This window comes from Leisingera sp. SA215, assembly GCF_055902035.1.
Genome location: NZ_JBVVXU010000019.1, coordinates 1 through 17100 on the forward strand (window position 1 = coordinate 1; position 17100 = coordinate 17100).

Sequence of the window (17100 nt, forward strand, 5' to 3'; positions counted from 1 at the left end):
TTCAAACGTTTGTTTTCCTTGCGCAGACGGTCCAGCTCCGCCGCATCCGCCTGCTGCCTGCGCAGTGCCGCCATTGATCCTGCCGCTTCGATCTCCAAGCGCCAGGTCTTCAACTGCGAGCTCGTCACACCCAGTTCCCTGGCCACGCCGGTTTGTGTGGCGCCAGGCTTATAAAGCCGACCAACAGCTGCGGCTTTAAACTCGTCTGTGAACGTCCGCCTCGAGTGTCCCATTCCATGTTCCTTTCTTGGACAGGGGTACTTTACCCCGGTGTCCGGGAACAGGAACGAAGTTCACCTGCCAGTGCAGGTTCAACTGGCGCCTAGGCATGTGCGCTCGTTAAATAGCCGACGTGTGCCAAGGCGACTTGGTCTGTCAGGACCGATTGGAGTTTCCTTTCATGAACTGTCTTTGAGCTGTTTGGTCCTGCTTTGTGCAAAGCGGTAATTTTCACGGTTCATCTAGGGAATACTGACGTGGTGGGTTAGCCTGCCTTTCCGCAGAGGTATTCTGCTTCGTTGAGTACTTGGTCCAGAATAGTCAATATCATCTCAACCGCTTGGTCATCTACGGTGAGCGGCGGGCGGATCTTCAGAATGTTATCCGCAGGTCCTTCGCACCCGATCAATACGCGGTGCTCTCGCAGCCGGTTCTTGACGTAGTCCGCAGCCTGCGTAGCAGGCGTGCGGCTGTTGCGGTCCGTTACCAGATCAACACCAATAAACAGTCCGAAACCTCGCACATCGCCGATCAGGGGGTGCCGCTCCGCCAAGGTCCGCAGTCCCGCAAGCAAACGCGTGCCCATCTGCTGCGCATTCTTCATCAGACCTTCATCGTCGACGATGTCCAGCACCTCTTTGCCGATGCGGCAGGACAGGGTTGACCCTCCGAAGGTTGAGAAGAACTCCGGCCCGCGGGCGAAGGCGTCGGCGATCTCCCGTGTTGTGACTACAACGCCCAGCGGGTGCCCGTTGCCGATCGGCTTGCCCAGCACAACGATGTCCGGCACGGCGCCCTGCTGTTCGAAGCCGAAGTAATAGTCTCCCAGCCGTCCAAGCCCGGTTTGCACCTCATCTGCTATGCAAATGCCGCCCGCGGAGCGAATCCGGGCATAGACTTTGGCCAGGTAGCCCTTGGGCGGGATTATCTGCCCGCCGACGCTTGGAAACGTCTCGGCGATGAAACCAGCCAGTTTACCGCCTCGGTCTGCAATCGCGGGTAGGGCCTTGTCCACCTGCGCCGCGTATTTTTCGGCCCGGTCCGGATCTTCGCGGCGATGACGGCCGCGGTAATCGTCGGCGACCTCAACCAAATGCACCCAATCACTTTGTCCGATGCCGCCTTTGGCGTTAAATTTGTAGGCCGACAGGTCGATCGCTCCCGTTGTATTGCCGTGATAGCCGTGATCGGGAGTTACCATGTCGCGCCCACCGCTAGCAGCGCGAGCCAAGCGCAGGGCCAATTCATTGGCCTCAGAACCAGAGTTGACGAAGAAGCACACTGACAACGATTCAGGCAGTTTTGAGGTGATCTTTTCCGCAAAAGCTACCTGCGCGGGGTGCAGGTAGCGGGTGTTGGAATTCATGCGCAGCAGCTGGTCCGCCGCGACCGCTTGAATGCGCGGGTGTGCGTGGCCGACGTGCGGGACGTTATTGTAGGCGTCCAGATAGGGCCGCCCCCATTCGTCGAACAGGTGGTGGCGCCAGCCGCGCAGCAGCATCACAGGATCGGCGTAGCTGAGCCTCAGGTTTTCGCCAAAGCAGCGCGCCCGCTCCGCCAAAAGCTTGGTTTTGTCGGCTGGCTGGTAGACCATGTCGGCGTCCGGCAGGTTAAGAAGCGCGGCCGGGTTCGGGGAGAGCGCTCCCCAAAGGCCCAGTTCGTCCGGGTCAGCGGCGCCGGGCCAGTGTTCAGCTATGCCCTCGGTGCTGAGTATTAGCTGGAAATGCACATGTGGGTGCCAGCCGCCACACTGCGCCGCATCTCCCAGCCGGGCAAAGGCCTCACCCTCTTTGATCTGCTGACCTGCTTTCAGACGGCCACAGACCTCTGGGTCGAGATGCCCGTAGAGGGTAAAGAAGGGATCCCCATCTGGCGTTTCATGACGCAGGACGACAACGCCCCCTTGGCCCGGGCGGCCGCAGCGGTTCTCTACGCTGTGAACCGTCGCGGGAACGGGGGCAAACACCTGCGTTCCCGAAGCGCAAAAGACATCTATCCCCAGATGCACCGTGCGGCGGTTGGAGGCCTTCCACGGCCCGGTTTGAAAGGCAGGACCAGTGTAGATCAACCTAGGCTCGCCGTAGTATCCTAGCCAGATGTTCTTGCTGCTTTGGCCGTCCGCCATCGCCTCGGTTTCGGCGGCAAACGGGTCGCGCGGGATGACCGAGCGCTCCACCGACAGGCTGCGCATCGCCATTCCGTCCAGGGGTTTACCCACCAGCGGTGCAAACTGGCCCCGCTGGTGGTTGAGCCAAGACAGGATGCGCGGGGCTGCACCGGTAACCGGCAGGCCGCAGGCCGCACGAAGGCGGGCCTTGATCAGGTCGCCGCTGACGCTGGGATTTTCGAGAAACTGCCAAGCGGGTTTCTGTGAAATCACAACATACGGATCATCTGGATATTCACTGGCCATTAGCGCCGAGTTGACGACGCTGACCGCCAGCCGCATCCGCAGCAGCGGCCACAGCAGATCAACGTCTGCCGCGGTGAGGGGCCAGATGCTATGATATCCGGCCACTACGGATTGCAGCGCCTTTTCGGGGTTCTCCTGACCAAGAACCATGTAGGCGCAAGTAATCGCCAGGTCACAGATGCGCGGCCCGGCGCACATGTCGCCGAGGTCGATCAGCCCGGAAACGCGCGGTGGCTCACTCAGCGAGCCGCGGACCAATATGTTGTAATCATTGACATCGTTGTGGATTGCCACGTTAGGCAAATCTCTCAGAAGCGGTAAAACGGCGGAGAATTCCGCGACGATACAATCCAGGAGCGCGCGCCGATCGTGACCCTCAACCGTGTCTAGACAATCAAGAATCCAATCCGATTGCATTAGGTTCCACTTGAAGTCACGTTCAAGCGCGGGATGGGCGAAACCGGATAAGGCAAGCCCCATTTGCCCGACGGCGCGCCCCACATCAAACATCAGTCCATCGGTCTGCGGCTTGAACTCGGCAAAAGTCTTCCCTGGAAGCCTCTCAATGACCCAGACCAGCCGCTCAGCCCCACCCTCGTCCGCTACGGCCAAGAACATGTCGCCGCGGATGCTCCTGCAGACTGCGGGAACGTGGACGTCGGGGGCTTGTGTCCTGATGTGCTCAAGCGCACGGCACTGCAGATCAATGAAACTAGCCTGGCAGTCTGGCCGCATGATCTTCATCACATGGTCATGCTCCCCTTGCGCCAGAAAATTCTGGTCATACTCACCGTTCAGCGGTGTCAGCGCGGCAGTGATGCCCCAATGATCGCTTAGAACCTGTTGCCAGTGATGTACCATCGGGCGATCGCTCCTGCAGTTCGAATATATGTCAGGGCGCCGCAATCCGCGGGCTGGCGGACTACGAAAGAGGGCGCAGACGCCCTCGCGGCGCTAAGAATGCTTGTTTGCAAAGGCCTGCGCCCAGCAAGATTGGCGGGGCGTCAGGTCGGAGTCAGCTCTTCAAGTAACTCAGATGTGGTGCGCTGGCGGCAGTAGCCCTGTACGGCCGAAATGGAATTTTCTTGTCGTTCGGGGCTATAGGTCAGGCAGGCATCTGTTACTTGTGTCACCAGATAACCCAGATCGCAGGCGTCGCGGATGGCGCTCTCAACGCATTGATCGGTGATAAGCCCGCTGATCACCAGTTGTTTGATACCTAAGTTGCGCAGAACATAGTCGATATGCGTCGACACAAAGACCGAGGAAGATGACTTTGGCAGCACGATTTCATCCTCGCCGGGGGCCAGCGCATCGATCACCTTGCCGTCCCAAGCGCCCTTGGGCACATTGAAGCCGGTGATCTTGTAGTCGAGACTGCGGTCGCGCCCGTCCAGGGTGAGGCTTTCGATGGTGGTGTACATCACCTCCAGCCCGGCGGCGCGGCTGGCCTGCTGAAGCTGCTGCATGTTCGGGATGACCCGGCTTTCCAGCTCTGCGAAGTACCAGCCGTATTTCTCTTCCAGCTCGGCCTGGGGCAGGTTGACGAATTCGGCGCCCTTACGGTGGGCGCCAAAGTTCTGGACGTCGATGAACAATAGGGCGGTTTGCTGCGGATCGACGGGAATGTCTCGGCTCAGTGTCATGTGGCTTTTCCTTGAAGCAGGCTTTCGATGGCGGGACGCAAAAGACCGGCCCAGCGGCTTTGGCCCGCGTCATCGGCGATCAGGTCGTTGCGGATTTCGATCAGGCTGTGGGGCAGGCCGCTGGCCTCTCCGTGGCGGGGAACGAACCAGTCGGACTCGTCCTCGATCTGGTAGGGTTCGTTCATGCCCACGGTCAGCTCCGGCGCTTGCGCCAGCAACGCACGGCGCAGTTTTTCAGGTGTTTCCGCATCGCCGCGGTAGAGAAAGGCCACGTCCCAGGGGCGCACCTTGCCGTCCATCTGGGCGGTAAAACTGTGGACCGAGATCAGCAATTGCCGTCCGGGCTGCCGCCAGGCTTCGGCGACAGCCGCCTGATAGGGGGCGAAAATACCGGAAATCCGCTCAGCCCGGTCCTGCGCGGTCAGGCCGCGGTTGCCGGGAACAGGCGTTCCGTCGCTGATCAGTGGCATTGCGTCGGATGCCTCCGGCGGCCGGTTGCAGTCGATCACCAGCCGGCTGTATGCCTGCAGAACCGCAGGTGCTCCCATCGCGTGGGCCAGCTTGCGGGTCACTGCCGCGGCGCCGATGTCCCAGCCGATATGGCGGTCGAGGTCTGTGCGCGACAGCCCGAGGCCGGACAAGCGTTCCGGGATCTGCTGCCCCGCATGTTCGCAGACCAGCAGAACCGGATGGCGGCTGGCGCTATTCAGAAGCTCCACCGGGGCAGGGTCACGCGGACCCAGCAGCGTCGCAGGATCGGATTTGACGTTTCCGTAAGTCACACTTTTTCCGCCTTCAATGCGAGGGATGGGATTAGTCCGTTGGGACGGAACAGGAGCACGGCAACAACGATGCACAGGCCAATCGGGTCGCGGAACTCCTGCAGCTCCTGCGGCAGAAAGGCTGCAAGATAAATCTCGATAAAGCCGAGCAGAAAGCCCCCGGCTACCGCACCGCGCAAGGATCCCAGACCGCCCAAGATGGCTGCGATGAAGGCCTTCAGTACCGGTGTGAAGCCCATCAGCGGATCCACCGAGGCACGCTGACTGACCCACAAGACCGCTGCGACACCGGCCAGCAGGCCGGACAGGGCAAAGGCGCCGGCGATCACTGTATTGGCACGGATACCCATCAGCCTTGCCACGGCAAAATCTTCGGCTGAGGCACGCATGGCGATGCCTGTTTTCTGGTGTTTCATGAACCGGTCAAGGAACACTAACATGATGACCGTTGCCGCGATCGCGGCGATCTTGTTGATGCCGATGATCAAGCCGCCGAACTGGACGCTGTCCGAGAGGAACTGGGGAAGCACCACAGCCTGGGACCGCGCCGAGATCAGGTTCTGAAACAGAACCTGGAGGATCATTGCGATGGCAAAGCTGGTGACCAGCATTGTCGCGCCGGAGGCATTGCGGACAGGGCGGAAGGCGATCCGCTCCATCAGGACTGCTGCCGCCACTGCTGCGCTGATGGCCAGGGCGACGGACAGGGCAAAGGGAAAACCCGCAAGCCCGCAATACATCAGCACATAACCGGCAATTGTCATCAGTTCGCCGTGGGCGAAATTGATCAGCCCCATGATGGAAAAGACAACCGCCAGCCCAAGCGCGAGCAGCGCATAGGTGCCCCCCAGCGCAAATGCATTGACGGTCTGCTGTAATACCAGGTCCATATCAGCCTGCTCCCAAATACGCAGATTGCAGTGAATCCGACTGCGCCAGTTCTGCAGCAGAGCCCGCTGCGACGATCCTGCCGCCAGACATCAGGTAGCCGCGATCAGCGACTTCCAAAGCCATGGCTACGTTCTGTTCGACGACGGCCAGCGTCACCCCTTGTTCGCGCAGCAAGGTGATCAGCTCGAACACCTGCTCGACAATCTTCGGGGCAAGCCCCAGCGACGGCTCATCAAGCAGCAGCAGCCGAGGGTTGCTCATGAGAGCGCGGCCGACGGCCAGCATTTGCTGCTGCCCGCCCGACAGCGTGCCGGCGAATTGATCGCGGCGCTCATGCAGGATTGGAAACAGCGTGTAGACACGGTCCCAAGCCGCCGCCACGGCCTGTTTGTCGCGGATGCCATAGGCACCCATCAGCAGGTTTTCTGCCACGCTGAGGGTGCCGAAAACACGGCGCCCTTCCGGCGACAAAGTGAGCCCTGCTGGGGCCAGGGTCTCAGGAGCCTTGTGGGTGATGTCCGACCCGTCAAACATAACTGTACCGGCGGCGACGGGAACAAGGCCGACAAGGGCATTAAGTGTTGAGGACTTTCCGGCCCCGTTGGCTCCCAGAAGGGCGATGATTTCGCCCTCCCGGATTTCAAAGTCGATGCCGCGTACCGCTTCGACTGCTCCGTAGTGAACATGGAATGATTGAACAGACAAAAGCGCTGACACCGGGACGCTCCTTATTGCATGCGTGGCGCTGGGATCAGCGAGGCGTCTGGTGAGGGCTGCCCTACGAGTTCACGCTCGCCGTCCGCAACGCGGATCAGCGAGACCTGGCGAACCGGCATTCCATCCGTGCCTTTGTAGGTGATGAGGCTGGTCGCCCCTTGAACATTCTCCAGCCCGGCAATCGCATCGCGCAAGGCGCTGGGTTCCACCGATCCGTCTGCCGCAAGTACAGCTGCCTCCAGAACCTTGATGAGGTCGTAGCCGACTGCACTGAAAATCGTTTCCGGCGGGGCGCCGTTGGCGGCTTCATAGGCGGAGTTGAAAGCTTCCAGCGGACTTCCGGGCGTTGCGTGGCCCGCGGTGGTGAAAATGACGCCCTCGGCAACGTCGCCCAGCGAGAAGGTCGTCGGGCTATCGATGCCGTCAGAGCCGATGACCTGGCCGGTCACGCCCGCCGCGCGCAGCGCCTTCAGCAGCGAAGGAAAGTCCGGCTCATAGGCCGACGTCATGATGACATCCGGCTGCGGGTCCAGCGCTGCAACCTTGGTGGCGATAGCGGAAAAATCCTGCTGGCCGATGGTATTGGTTGCCTGCCCGGCGATGGTGCCGCCCAGTTTCTCAAACACTTCAGAAAAATAGAGCGGCATAGTCGTGTACTGGGTGTCGGGCGAGTAGATGATATAAGCGTTGCGGTGGCCCTCGTCCCAGGCCCATTTGGCGGAAACGGTCGCCTGCACATTGTCGCCCGGGAAGTTCGAGAACATGTAGTCGCCGCCGATCATCGGCAGGGTCGGCGAGGAGGCGCAGGTCGAGATTGCCGGGATCTGAGCCGAGGAAATGACGCCGATTGCAGCCAGCGCCGGATCGGAGTCGCAGGGCAGCACGATCACGGAGACACCGTCATCCGCCAGCTCTTGGGTCGCAATCGAAGTTTGCGCCGCATCGGACCGCACGTCCTTTTCGACAAGTTCGATCTTGACGTCGCCGCCAATGCCGCCCTTTGCATTGATCTCGTCGGCGGCCAAGCGCATCCCGCCAGACACCGGCACGTCCGCGTAGGCCAGGGCCCCGGTTTGTGCTGTGGCGACTCCGACGCGCAGCGTTTCGGAGAGGGCGGGAGCCGCCGCAATGGCGGCAGCCAGAGTGGATGATAGAAGCAGTGCTTTCATGGGTAAGTCTCCGTCTGTTGGGTTCTGGCCGCTGGGATCAGCCGGCCAGTTCTGGTTTGCGCCCGGGTTGACCCTGGGGCTTGGTGCTTTTCTTGGAGCTTAGTTTTCCGGGGCCGAGGTAGGCTTCGATGACCGCGGGGTCCTGCCGGACCTCGGCCGGGGTTCCTTGGGCGATCAGTTTACCTTCGTTCAGCACCGCCAGCCGGTCGCACAGCTGATTGATCAGTGCCAGGTCGTGGTCGACCATCAGGATGCCGATGCCCAGATTGCGGGTGAGGCCGCGCAGGGTTTCCATCAGCGCGTCGGTTTCCTCACGGTTCATGCCCGCCGCGGGTTCGTCCAGAAACAGTAGGGTCGGCTGGCACGCCAATGCACGGGCAATTTCAACGCGGCGCTGATCGCCGTAAGAGAGGTTGCCGGCATTTTCTCCAGCCAAGGCTGCAACACCTAGTTCGGCCAGCGCCGCCTGAGCGCGCTCCTCTGCTTTGGCGCCGCCGCGCGTTGACAGGGCGGCAACAAGTACGTTCTGATGAACCGTCAGATCGGGAAACAGGCGAATGTTCTGAAACGTTCGTGCTATACCGTGATCCGCAACCTTGTGCGAAGGGATCCCTGTCAGGTCAACGCTGCCTTGCGTCACGGTTCCGTCGCTCGGCTGCAGGACACCCGACAGCATATTCAGCAGCGTTGTCTTGCCAGAGCCGTTAGGGCCGATCAGGCCGAGGATTTCGCCGGGCTGCAAGGCCAGTGACACATCGCTGACCGCGACCAGGCCGCCAAACCGCATGGTCATGCCCTTTGCGACAAGCGGCGTGGAGGCGTGTGCTTTTGGCATGGCGGGCGCAGCGTTGCCAGCGGCAGCGGGCGGAAAAAGTCTTTCTTCCCATTCTTTCAATCCGGCAAGGCCTTCGGGCTTGCGGAACATGGCGAGTAGAATGATCAGCCCAATGCCGATCTGTGTTGTGCCGAAAACCGCGGGAAGTTCGATGCCGCCTATGGACAGGCCGCTTTCCAGTCGGCGTAGAACCTCGGTCACCAGCGTGATGATCACCGCGCCGGTCACGGCGCCCGTAATGGTGCTCATGCCGCCTACGATCAGCATAGCCAGAAGTAGAAACGTGTCGTTGAAGTAGAATTTCTTGGGGCTGAAAGCGCCCAGAAAATGAGCCAGCAAAGCACCTGCCAGCGCCATGGTCATCCCCGCCAGCACGAAGGAGATCAGGCGCTCGCGCGGGATGTTGATGCCGACGGCCGAAGCCGCAATCGCGTTTTCGCGGCCCGCCCGCAGCCTCAATCCCGAAATCGAATCTCGGTACAGCCGCGCAAGTACCAGCGCCACGATGACGCCTGCCACCGCAGTCCAGATGCCGGTTTCGCGGGGCACTCCGAAGAAGGACTGGGCGCCGCGGGTCACATCCCGCCAGCCGATGATGACACCATGCACGATGATCAAGAGACCCAGGGTCGAAATCGTGGCGGCGGATCCTTCCAATCTGCCGATTGCCGCACCGACAAGCAGCGCCACGAGGCCCGTCACTGCCATCGCGATCACCGTTGCGGGCAGCAGCCCCATTTCGGTGGTTGCCAGCCACTCTGGCAGATGCGGCAGGGTCGCGATCTTCAGTTGCGACGGCAGGGTCAGCAGGGCGGACACATAGGCGCCAATTGCCATGAAGGCCACATGGCCGAAGCTAAGAATGCCGCTGTTGCCGCTGTAGATGCCGATGCCGACCACGCCGATCAGCGAAATGAAGAACACCGTGACAATCCGCTCCGCAGCGGGCCCAAGGAAACTTGCGATCACTGCGGTGCCGACGGCTCCGGCGATGATTGCAGAGAGGGCGGCAAGCATGTGCGTTCTTGACGAAGTGATCATAGACGGCTCCCGTGAAGTTGCCCCTACAATGCTGATTGCATATTTTCAAAGTCAATGGTTTTTTGCTTGTTGACTTTTTATTTTCAAAATCGTCTTTGGATGCATGAAACAAGAAATGCATGTCAGAACGCGGCTGGAATCCTTGTCGGACACGCTGACCGCGACCGAGCGAAAACTGTGTACGGCGTTATTGCTGGACTATCCATTCGCTGGCTTGGAGCCGATCCAAGTGCTTGCGGAAAAGACGAAAACGTCGCCTCCCTCCATCTCGAGGTTTGTCGCCAAACTTGGCTTCTCGGGCTATCAGGACTTTCAGCGCCACCTGATCGACGAACTGAAGGAGGGCAACCGTTCGCCTCTGGACCTGCATCAGAGCGATCGGGCGATGCAGGGTGACTTCCTGGAAGATTTCGTCAACAGGGCCACGGCGCTGCTTTCGGAATCGACAGCAGCGATAACGCAAGCGCAGTTTGACCGTGTCTGTGCAATGTTCGCTGACGAAAAGCGCAGCGTTTATGTGATTGGGGGGCGCATCAGCGATGCGCTGGCTTTGTATCTGTCGCGCCACTTGCGGCAAATGCGGGGCAATGTCTATCACCTGCCCGCTGATCCCGAAATCTGGCCCGAATACCTCTTGCGCATGAAGCCGCGCGATGTGGTGTTTGTGGTGGATTTCCGGCGCTACCAGCCCAGCCTCGAACAGCTTGCGGAGCGGGCGGCAAGCCGACAGGGGGCGCAGGTTGTCCTGCTAACGGACAAGTGGCTTTCACCTGTTGCGCGGGTGGCAAGCGAAGTCATCGCGACACCTATCGAAAGCGGTACCGTCTGGGACAGCTATGCAGGCGCGCTGGTGCTGCTGGAGGCGGTGGTCACGCGGATTGCGGAAGGCGGCTGGGATAAGGCGCGCAAGAGAATTGAGCGATGGGATTCTCTTCGTTTGGACATAGGAGAGATAAGCGATGATTAAGACCCCCTTGGTATTCGCAGCAACCTCGGATTTTGCCGGCAAGATCCGCGGCAAAAGCTTTCCGCTGGCGGACCTGGAAAAACGCTCGGCCAAGGGGGTCGGATGGACGCCCACCAATGTTCAGATCACCTGTTTCGACAAGATTGCCGAGACACCATTTGGATCCCTGGGCGATCTTCTGCTGGTGCCCGATGCGGAAACGTTGGTTGATATCGATTACGGGGATGACAGCCCGGCGGACCGCTTCGTGCTGGGAGACATCCGCGAACTTGACGGAGCGCCCTGGAGCTGCTGCACGCGCTCTATTCTCAAGCAGGCGCTTAAACGGCTGGAGGATCTTGGCGGAGTCAGGCTGGTTGCTGCCTTCGAGCACGAATTCCAGCTGGATGCCGAGACGCCCGCATTCGGCGAGGCCTATACCCATTCCGGTTTTCAGCAGAAACGTGAACTGGCCGAAAGCCTGATGGCGGCGCTGGGGCAAGCGGGCATGGAAACGGATACTTTCATGAATGAGTACGGCCCCGACCAGTACGAGGTCACGATTGATCCCGCGGATGGTTTGCGCGCCGCCGACCATGCTGCTGTTTTGAGAGAGGTCACCCGGTCGGTTGCCCGCAGATGCGGGGAACGTGCGACCTTCACGCCGATCCGCGACCCTGAAAACGTCGGCAATGGCGTGCATATCCACATGAGCTTTGTAGATGCTCAGGGGATCCCAGCCACTTTTGATCCGGCAGGTCCTGCGGGAATGTCCAGCGTGACCGGTGCGTTTCTGGCAGGTGTACTGAAATACCTAGACAGCATTGTTGCCTTCACCGCACCGAGCGACGTGTCTTACCTGCGCCTGACGCCGCACCGCTGGAGCGCAGCCTACAATAATCTGGGCTTGCGTGACCGCGAGGCTTCTTTGCGGATCTGCCCAACCTCGGCACAGGACGAGGCCGGCATTGCCGGCCAGTATAATTTTGAGTTCCGGGCCGGCGACGCCGCTGCCTCGCCGTATCTGGCGCTTGCTGCAATCGTGCATGCTGGGGCGCAAGGCCTGCAAGAGAACCTGGCCGCGCCGCCAGTGACCCAAGAAGACTTGTCATTGCTGTCCGCAGAGGCCTTGAAGGCGCGCGGCTACACCCGGCTGCCTGGAGCGCTGCCCGAAGCCCTGGCGCGGTTCGAGCACAATGACATTGCTCGCAGCTGGTTTCCGGAAGGCTTTGCTGAAGTTTACCTTGCTCATAAAAGGGGGGAGCTGGCCTATCTAGACGCGATGCCGCCAGAGGAGAGATGTGCTGTCTACGCCCAAGTTTACTAGCGCCGCTCCGTCCGAGTAGCGTAAAACCTGATTGTTCAAGGAGTGAGCCAACTGTCAGGTTGGGCCATTGATGCGCCACGCATGCTTGAGGGGTTGCTTTCCCGTTTCCTAGTAAGGTCGTGCTAAGCGAATGAATTTGGCGGAGCCGCTCCTCGCTTTTCAAGGTTGAGTAGTGGTCCGATCAGGTCGGCGTACGGTGTCGGGCGGGTGACGGAGGCTGAATATGCTCCATCTGCGTTAATGGACTGAAGGTTTGTAGCCTTGGGTCTCTCTCTCTCTGAGATGGAGCCCTGAAGGCATCATTCTTATCCTTTTCCGGGTCTAACCTTCGAGTATTCTGCAGTATCTCTTCAGGGAGTACAGTATTCCTACGGGGAGTACTAGATCAGCCTTTGGGAGAGATTTGTGAAGGTTTCTGTCTTATTAGGAGCAATGCTTCCTGCCGGGCCTCTCTGTCAGAGCGACCTACTCACAGGGGAGCTATAGGCCTTGGATTTCTTTTCTGTATTTTTTTCGGAAAAAGTTTTACCGTAAACTTGACGCGTGACCTATTCATGGGCTATCAACTCCTCATCGGCAGTTCTTGAGGGCATCTCCTATGGCGACAAAAGGTGAAATGGTCCGTGCTCTTGCGGAGTACTTTGATCTGAATCCCAATAAGGTTGATGCCATGACGCGCGCCATGGCCCGTGCCGGTCTGCGCAGCCCTGGGGGGCGCGGGCGGGCGGCGGCGCACATGACTGGCGAAGATATCTTTCACCTGACCTTGGCATTGGTCATGAATGTTGAAACCAAAGATGCGCCGGAAGCTGTGAAGGAGCTTTCTCAGCTGCGGGTCGCACAGGGCAGTCTCTTCCTTGATGACCACATTCAGTGGGAGGTCGCTGGTCGGGCAGCGGGACGCAGCGAGATGCTTGATGCTCTCAACCGTCTGCCTGTTGATGGCCTTGAAATGGCGCGCACCTTCGGAGCGTTCTGCGGGCATTGGCTCGAGTATGGCTTCAATACGGAGGCGGATGGCTTTGGTCCCGCCAGGGTTTCGGTCGAGATCAGCACGAATGGGCCGCACGCGGTATTTTCACACGTGTCCTCGGAGGGAGACCTCAAAGTTTGGTTCGGTAAGTCTTCTGCGGAAATTGCTGAGCCGGAGTGGGAAAGGAGGGTCTGCATGTCCCATAAGCTGTTTCACAGGCTTGCCTCGCTTGCGAGCGGGGATGCCGCGGAATGACAAGCGGCGGCGGTTTCCTGTTTTTGACGTTTTACATTGCGGGAAGCGATTCGCGAATTCATCGAATTCCTATTGAGCAATCAGCCGTTTCGAGCGGCGCTCCTTGATATCCACAGGCTTATCCAGATGAAAATGTACCCGGCATTTCAGGTAGCAGTAGAAAAAACTAGTGTTCCGAGTGTTCTTAAAGGAGCTCGCGTCCTCTTTTCACAAAATCCCTTAGTCCAGGACGAAATCGGAGTGAAACTGTTCCCCGCTCTTGAGGCCAGGATTAACGAAGAAAATGCGAGCCATTCTCCGCAAAACTGGCAGTCTGGACACCGGGCCCAAACAACTCTTATGGGCATTTCCCGAATATGCGGCTGATGCCCTGACTTGGTCCTGAATTCTCAGATCCAAGCAGGTGGCAGGCGCTCATCGGAAAACACTGTCCAAAGAGGCTCAAAAACCAGAAACCAGAAATAGGCGCATAGCGCCAATTTGAACCGTGCGAGGGCCCGGTCCCTGTGTAGCACCCGCCAGTTAGCATGCCGCTATTGCCAGGACAAGGACAGCTCTCCGCAACCTTCAAAGATAACCACAGCCCGAGGCAGCCATGCTCTCGGGGCAGGAGAAATCATGTCTGACCTTTCCATCGGCGGCGGCGTCCGCCTGCCCGAACTCAGCCGCGGCGACCGTGCCACCCAGGTGGGTTCGACCCAACACTTCACCGGCGGTATCGTCCTGGGCTCCGGCTCTGGCATTCGCACCGGGGTTGAGAGCCATCTCGAGGCGCAAGCTGCCCTGCTGCTGGCGGCGCGGCCCGAAGTGCAGGAGCTTGTTGAACAAGTCCTTTTCGACTGGTTCGACAAAGACGGCGAAATTCACAAGCACTACATCGACCTTGTCGCCACCGAGCACAACGGGACCGTCATCGGCTATGCCGTGCGTCCCCTGGGGCGGGTGAAGGACGCCTATCTGGCGCAGCTGGCCCGCATCAAGGAGCAGGCCGTCGCGCAAGGTGTTCTGGACGACTTCCGTCTGTTCACGGAGCGGGATGTCTGCCCCGTCGAACTCTTCAACGCGAAGCTCTTCCTTTCCGTGCGGCGGCCGGACTGCTTCGGCGATCCCGTGGCTCGGGATATCGTCGGCCGGATGGCCGGTGTGGTCACGATCGAAAGCCTGGTCGAGCAGACCGGCCTTGACGGGATAGGGTTCCGTGCACTCGTTCGGCTGATCCGGTCCGGACACCTCCAGATGGTGAGCTATGAGCGTATCGACCACAGCAGCTTGGTGTTCAAGGCGAAGGAGGTCTGCGCATGACCGCCTCTCTTCCGCAGAGCGCCGGTCTGGTTACGCGGCGCCGCAAGGGCTCCAAACGGGTCCATTCCGCACCTGTTGATCGTGTCGAGCACGACGACGCTGGCGCTGCATGGTTGGGGGCGCCTGTTGTTCCGGCCCTGCTGATCCTCGACGGAGGCACGGCTTTCCGGAGCCAGACGGGTCTGCAGGTCGCCTCTGATCTAGCCGAAACGGCCGACGACTGAGTTCAGACGGCCGACGATGCCGTCCGCACTGCAACCCGCAATCACTCGACCCATCACTCTTCCAGGCGGTGCCGTTCGGCGACCGCACTCTCTCCTGCTGCCTTGTGCAGCGCCAAACATCCTAAAAGGACTTCGAAATGGATCTCTCCTTCACCTCCGAAAATTCCCGCTATGCCTTTGGCCGCTTCGACCGTGTCACCATCGACGGTATGGCCTTCCGGCTCCACATGGAAACCGAGAAGGGCTTCGTCATGACGCATGATAACCATGAGGGCCTTGCGCGGCAGTTCTCCCATGAAGAGCTTGCCGATCTCGGTCACTTGGGCCGCATCCGCGTCGAACGTGACTACTTCAATCCGGAGGCCGCGCGGAAACGGCAGCTGACGGAAGGCGTGGCGCTTGGGGCGCTGTCCGTGCGGCCGCTTCGGCGTTTCGTGCGCAAGGATGCCTATTGTCAGGCCGCGCTCGACATGCACCGCGAAAAGCTGATGAAGTTCACTGATGCCTCCATTGCCGCATCGATGGACATGCTGGTCGGTCGTGCGACGCAATTGGCGAAGCCGCACATGCCCTCTGGTGCGCTGGATATCCTGCCCTCTGAGAACATGGGCGAGGTTCCGAGCCCGCGCACGCTGCGCCGCTGGCTCGCTGATCTCCGTGACCTGAGGCTGCCCGGCCATCTGGACAATATGGATCGGCGTGGCTGGCGGGGAACGCGGGTCAAGCCGGAAGCGGCTGCCATCATGGTAGGGAAGTCCAAGGGTATCTGTCGCCCGATAAGCCGACAATGCAGCAGATCTATGAGAATGTCGCGCTGGCCATCCATGCACGCAACGAACAATACACTAACAAGGACGATCATCTCCGCGCACCGAGCCGCGAGACGGTGCGCCGGGCGATCCGGGCACTGGACCCGTTTCGCGTGGAAGTTGCCCGCAATGGTGAGGCTGCAGCCCGCAAGAAGTTCCGGCCCGTTCTGAATGGTCTCGGCGTGACCCGCCCGTTGGAACGCGTCGAGATCGACGAATGGACGGTGGACGTCTCGACCCTGCTCAAGAGTACGAACATCTATGGCATGCTCAGCGATGACGAGAAGCGGCAACTCGGCCTCTACATCGAAGGTGACGACAAAAATCCCCGCTACAAGGCCAAGGCCAAAGCCCAGGATCGCTGGACGCTGACCGCAGCGATCTGCTGTGCAACGCGCTGCATCGTTGGCATGGTCCTGAGCCGTTCGGCGAACTCCGAGGCTGCGGTGCAACTCTTGCAGATGATCACGACGAACAAGGGGGCGTGGGCGGACGCGGTCGGGGCACTGACTCCCTGGGATATGCATGGCACTCCCGAGCTGATCGTCTTCGATGGCGGCTCTGCCTTCAAGTCGATGCGTTTTCGCATGGCGGCTGAGGATCTCGGCGTGATGTGGGAGATGGCGATGAATGGGGTGCCGGAAAACCGCGGAACGATTGAGCGCGTCTTCAACAGCTTCGGGAGCGACTTCGCGCCGCGTCTCTCTGGCCACACGTTCTCCAGCATCATGGAAAAGGGCGATGCAGATCCCGAAAAGCGCGCCGCGCTTACTTTGGATGACTTTACCTTCGCGCTGCTGCGTTGGGTGATCGACATCTACCACAATACGCCCCATCACGGGCTGGGCGGAGAATCCCCTGTGAAGGCTTGGCGTCGCCTGTCCAAGCTTCGTGGCGTGACGCCGCCGCCGGACGCGGAGATGATGCGGCTGTGCTTCGGCCAGCAGCGCGAGTATCGCCTGGACAAGACCGGCATCACCGTTCTGGGCGTGCGCTACCAATCCGAGGCGATGCAAACCTATCTGCGCCGCGAGGACCCGGAAAAGGTTTCCGTGCGCTGGCATCCCAAGGACATCGGCGCCATCTCGGTCAAGTGGGGCAAGAAATGGTACGAGGTGCCTGCGCTTGACCCGGCACTGCGGGGCGTAGCAGCCCAGACCTGGCTGACGGCTGTGCGTCATGTCCGCGACGCGAACCCGAAGTCGAACCGCCTCGACAACGTCGCCGTCCGTGACGCCATCACGGCGATCAGAGCGCGCAACGAAGCCGCGATGGCCGCGGCCGGTCTCAACCTTGAGGACTGGTCCGAGAAACGCTGCGCGAAGGAAGAGAAGAAGCTTCTGGCCGGCATCGAGTTCGTTGAGCGCAAGGAGTTGCGCCAGGCGAAAGACGGTCTCGGCATGGAGATCCCGGACTCCTCCGAGATGACCGTTGCGGCTCAGAAACCCAGCACGCCGGTGACGCCCGGCAAACCCGCAAAGCGGGCCGCCAATGGGCGCGGCGCCACGCCCACCTCGCCCAAATCCAACATGACCATCGAGGAGGACTGAT

15 protein-coding genes are annotated in these 17100 nt (G+C 60.3%); 6 read left to right on the plus strand and 9 right to left on the minus strand.

The annotated features are described in order from the left end of the window. The 8 genes from AC0KW6_RS16900 to AC0KW6_RS16935 form a co-directional block, all read right to left on the minus strand. On the minus strand, positions 1-233 hold a 233-nt coding region (locus AC0KW6_RS16900; protein ID WP_474035454.1), incomplete at its 3' end, for a transposase. Positions 234-484: 251 nt separating this feature from the next. Continuing rightward, positions 485-3493 (minus strand): aminotransferase class III-fold pyridoxal phosphate-dependent enzyme, encoded by a 3009-nt coding sequence (locus tag AC0KW6_RS16905; protein WP_474035455.1) that lies wholly within the window; start codon positions 3491-3493, stop codon positions 485-487. 143 nt (positions 3494-3636) lie between these two features. Then, the gene (locus AC0KW6_RS16910; protein WP_474035456.1) at positions 3637-4278 is read right to left on the minus strand and encodes a cysteine hydrolase family protein; all 642 of its coding nucleotides are present in this window, start codon (positions 4276-4278) and stop codon (positions 3637-3639) included. Beyond that, positions 4275-5060 (minus strand): N-formylglutamate amidohydrolase, encoded by a 786-nt coding sequence (locus AC0KW6_RS16915; RefSeq protein WP_474035457.1) that lies wholly within the window; start codon positions 5058-5060, stop codon positions 4275-4277. The genes AC0KW6_RS16910 and AC0KW6_RS16915 overlap by 4 nt, the downstream gene beginning before the upstream one ends. After that, the gene (locus AC0KW6_RS16920; RefSeq protein ID WP_474035458.1) at positions 5057-5950 is read right to left on the minus strand and encodes a branched-chain amino acid ABC transporter permease; all 894 of its coding nucleotides are present in this window, start codon (positions 5948-5950) and stop codon (positions 5057-5059) included. Before AC0KW6_RS16920 ends, AC0KW6_RS16915 begins: the two co-directional genes overlap by 4 nt. A gap of 1 nt (position 5951) precedes the next feature. Continuing rightward, complete coding sequence (locus tag AC0KW6_RS16925; protein ID WP_474035459.1) at positions 5952-6668, minus strand: ABC transporter ATP-binding protein; 717 nt, start codon at positions 6666-6668, stop codon at positions 5952-5954. Between the two features lie 11 nt (positions 6669-6679). Next, complete coding sequence (locus tag AC0KW6_RS16930; RefSeq protein WP_474035460.1) at positions 6680-7837, minus strand: ABC transporter substrate-binding protein; 1158 nt, start codon at positions 7835-7837, stop codon at positions 6680-6682. A 37-nt stretch (positions 7838-7874) separates the two neighbouring features. After that, positions 7875-9713 carry a branched-chain amino acid ABC transporter ATP-binding protein/permease gene (locus AC0KW6_RS16935; RefSeq protein WP_474035461.1) on the minus strand — a complete coding sequence of 613 codons (1839 nt, stop codon included), beginning with the start codon at positions 9711-9713 and terminating at the stop codon, positions 7875-7877. Positions 9714-9816: 103 nt separating this feature from the next. Here AC0KW6_RS16935 and AC0KW6_RS16940 point away from each other — a divergent pair, with 103 nt between their 5' ends. From AC0KW6_RS16940 to AC0KW6_RS16960, 5 genes are all read left to right on the plus strand, one after another. Continuing rightward, positions 9817-10680, plus strand: a complete 864-nt coding sequence (locus AC0KW6_RS16940) for a MurR/RpiR family transcriptional regulator (RefSeq protein ID WP_474035462.1) — start codon at positions 9817-9819, stop codon at positions 10678-10680. Beyond that, positions 10673-11986 carry a glutamine synthetase family protein gene (locus AC0KW6_RS16945; protein WP_474035463.1) on the plus strand — a complete coding sequence of 438 codons (1314 nt, stop codon included), beginning with the start codon at positions 10673-10675 and terminating at the stop codon, positions 11984-11986. Before AC0KW6_RS16940 ends, AC0KW6_RS16945 begins: the two co-directional genes overlap by 8 nt. A gap of 598 nt (positions 11987-12584) precedes the next feature. Beyond that, positions 12585-13214 carry a hypothetical protein gene (locus tag AC0KW6_RS16950; RefSeq protein ID WP_474035464.1) on the plus strand — a complete coding sequence of 210 codons (630 nt, stop codon included), beginning with the start codon at positions 12585-12587 and terminating at the stop codon, positions 13212-13214. Positions 13215-13832: 618 nt separating this feature from the next. Beyond that, the gene (locus AC0KW6_RS16955) at positions 13833-14516 is read left to right on the plus strand and encodes a hypothetical protein (protein WP_474035465.1); all 684 of its coding nucleotides are present in this window, start codon (positions 13833-13835) and stop codon (positions 14514-14516) included. Next, the gene (locus AC0KW6_RS16960; protein WP_474035466.1) at positions 14513-14740 is read left to right on the plus strand and encodes a hypothetical protein; all 228 of its coding nucleotides are present in this window, start codon (positions 14513-14515) and stop codon (positions 14738-14740) included. The genes AC0KW6_RS16955 and AC0KW6_RS16960 overlap by 4 nt, the downstream gene beginning before the upstream one ends. 53 nt (positions 14741-14793) lie before the next feature. On the opposite strand, the gene AC0KW6_RS16965 is transcribed toward AC0KW6_RS16960, so the two are convergent. Continuing rightward, positions 14794-15420 carry a hypothetical protein gene (locus AC0KW6_RS16965; protein WP_474035467.1) on the minus strand — a complete coding sequence of 209 codons (627 nt, stop codon included), beginning with the start codon at positions 15418-15420 and terminating at the stop codon, positions 14794-14796. Between the two features lie 107 nt (positions 15421-15527). On the opposite strand from AC0KW6_RS16965, the gene AC0KW6_RS16970 reads away from it, so the two are divergent. After that, positions 15528-17099: a Mu transposase C-terminal domain-containing protein gene (locus AC0KW6_RS16970; protein ID WP_474035468.1), complete on the plus strand. Its 1572-nt coding sequence runs from the start codon at positions 15528-15530 to the stop codon at positions 17097-17099. The last annotated feature ends 1 nt before the right edge of the window (position 17100 follow it).

What these genes read in the sequence shown, in the direction of transcription:
- AC0KW6_RS16940 (WP_474035462.1), top strand. Translation starts at nt 9,817, where the DNA reads ATGAAACAAGAAATGCATGTCAGAACGCGGCTGGAATCCTTGTCGGAC.
- AC0KW6_RS16910 (WP_474035456.1), bottom strand. Translation starts at nt 4,278, where the DNA reads ATGACACTGAGCCGAGACATTCCCGTCGATCCGCAGCAAACCGCCCTA.
- AC0KW6_RS16930 (WP_474035460.1), bottom strand. Translation starts at nt 7,837, where the DNA reads ATGAAAGCACTGCTTCTATCATCCACTCTGGCTGCCGCCATTGCGGCG.
- AC0KW6_RS16945 (WP_474035463.1), top strand. Translation starts at nt 10,673, where the DNA reads ATGATTAAGACCCCCTTGGTATTCGCAGCAACCTCGGATTTTGCCGGC.
- AC0KW6_RS16960 (WP_474035466.1), top strand. Translation starts at nt 14,513, where the DNA reads ATGACCGCCTCTCTTCCGCAGAGCGCCGGTCTGGTTACGCGGCGCCGC.
- AC0KW6_RS16970 (WP_474035468.1), top strand. Translation starts at nt 15,528, where the DNA reads ATGCAGCAGATCTATGAGAATGTCGCGCTGGCCATCCATGCACGCAAC.
- AC0KW6_RS16950 (WP_474035464.1), top strand. Translation starts at nt 12,585, where the DNA reads ATGGCGACAAAAGGTGAAATGGTCCGTGCTCTTGCGGAGTACTTTGAT.
- AC0KW6_RS16905 (WP_474035455.1), bottom strand. Translation starts at nt 3,493, where the DNA reads ATGGTACATCACTGGCAACAGGTTCTAAGCGATCATTGGGGCATCACT.
- AC0KW6_RS16965 (WP_474035467.1), bottom strand. Translation starts at nt 15,420, where the DNA reads ATGGCCGGGCAGCCTCAGGTCACGGAGATCAGCGAGCCAGCGGCGCAG.
- AC0KW6_RS16920 (WP_474035458.1), bottom strand. Translation starts at nt 5,950, where the DNA reads ATGGACCTGGTATTACAGCAGACCGTCAATGCATTTGCGCTGGGGGGC.
- AC0KW6_RS16935 (WP_474035461.1), bottom strand. Translation starts at nt 9,713, where the DNA reads ATGATCACTTCGTCAAGAACGCACATGCTTGCCGCCCTCTCTGCAATC.
- AC0KW6_RS16955 (WP_474035465.1), top strand. Translation starts at nt 13,833, where the DNA reads ATGTCTGACCTTTCCATCGGCGGCGGCGTCCGCCTGCCCGAACTCAGC.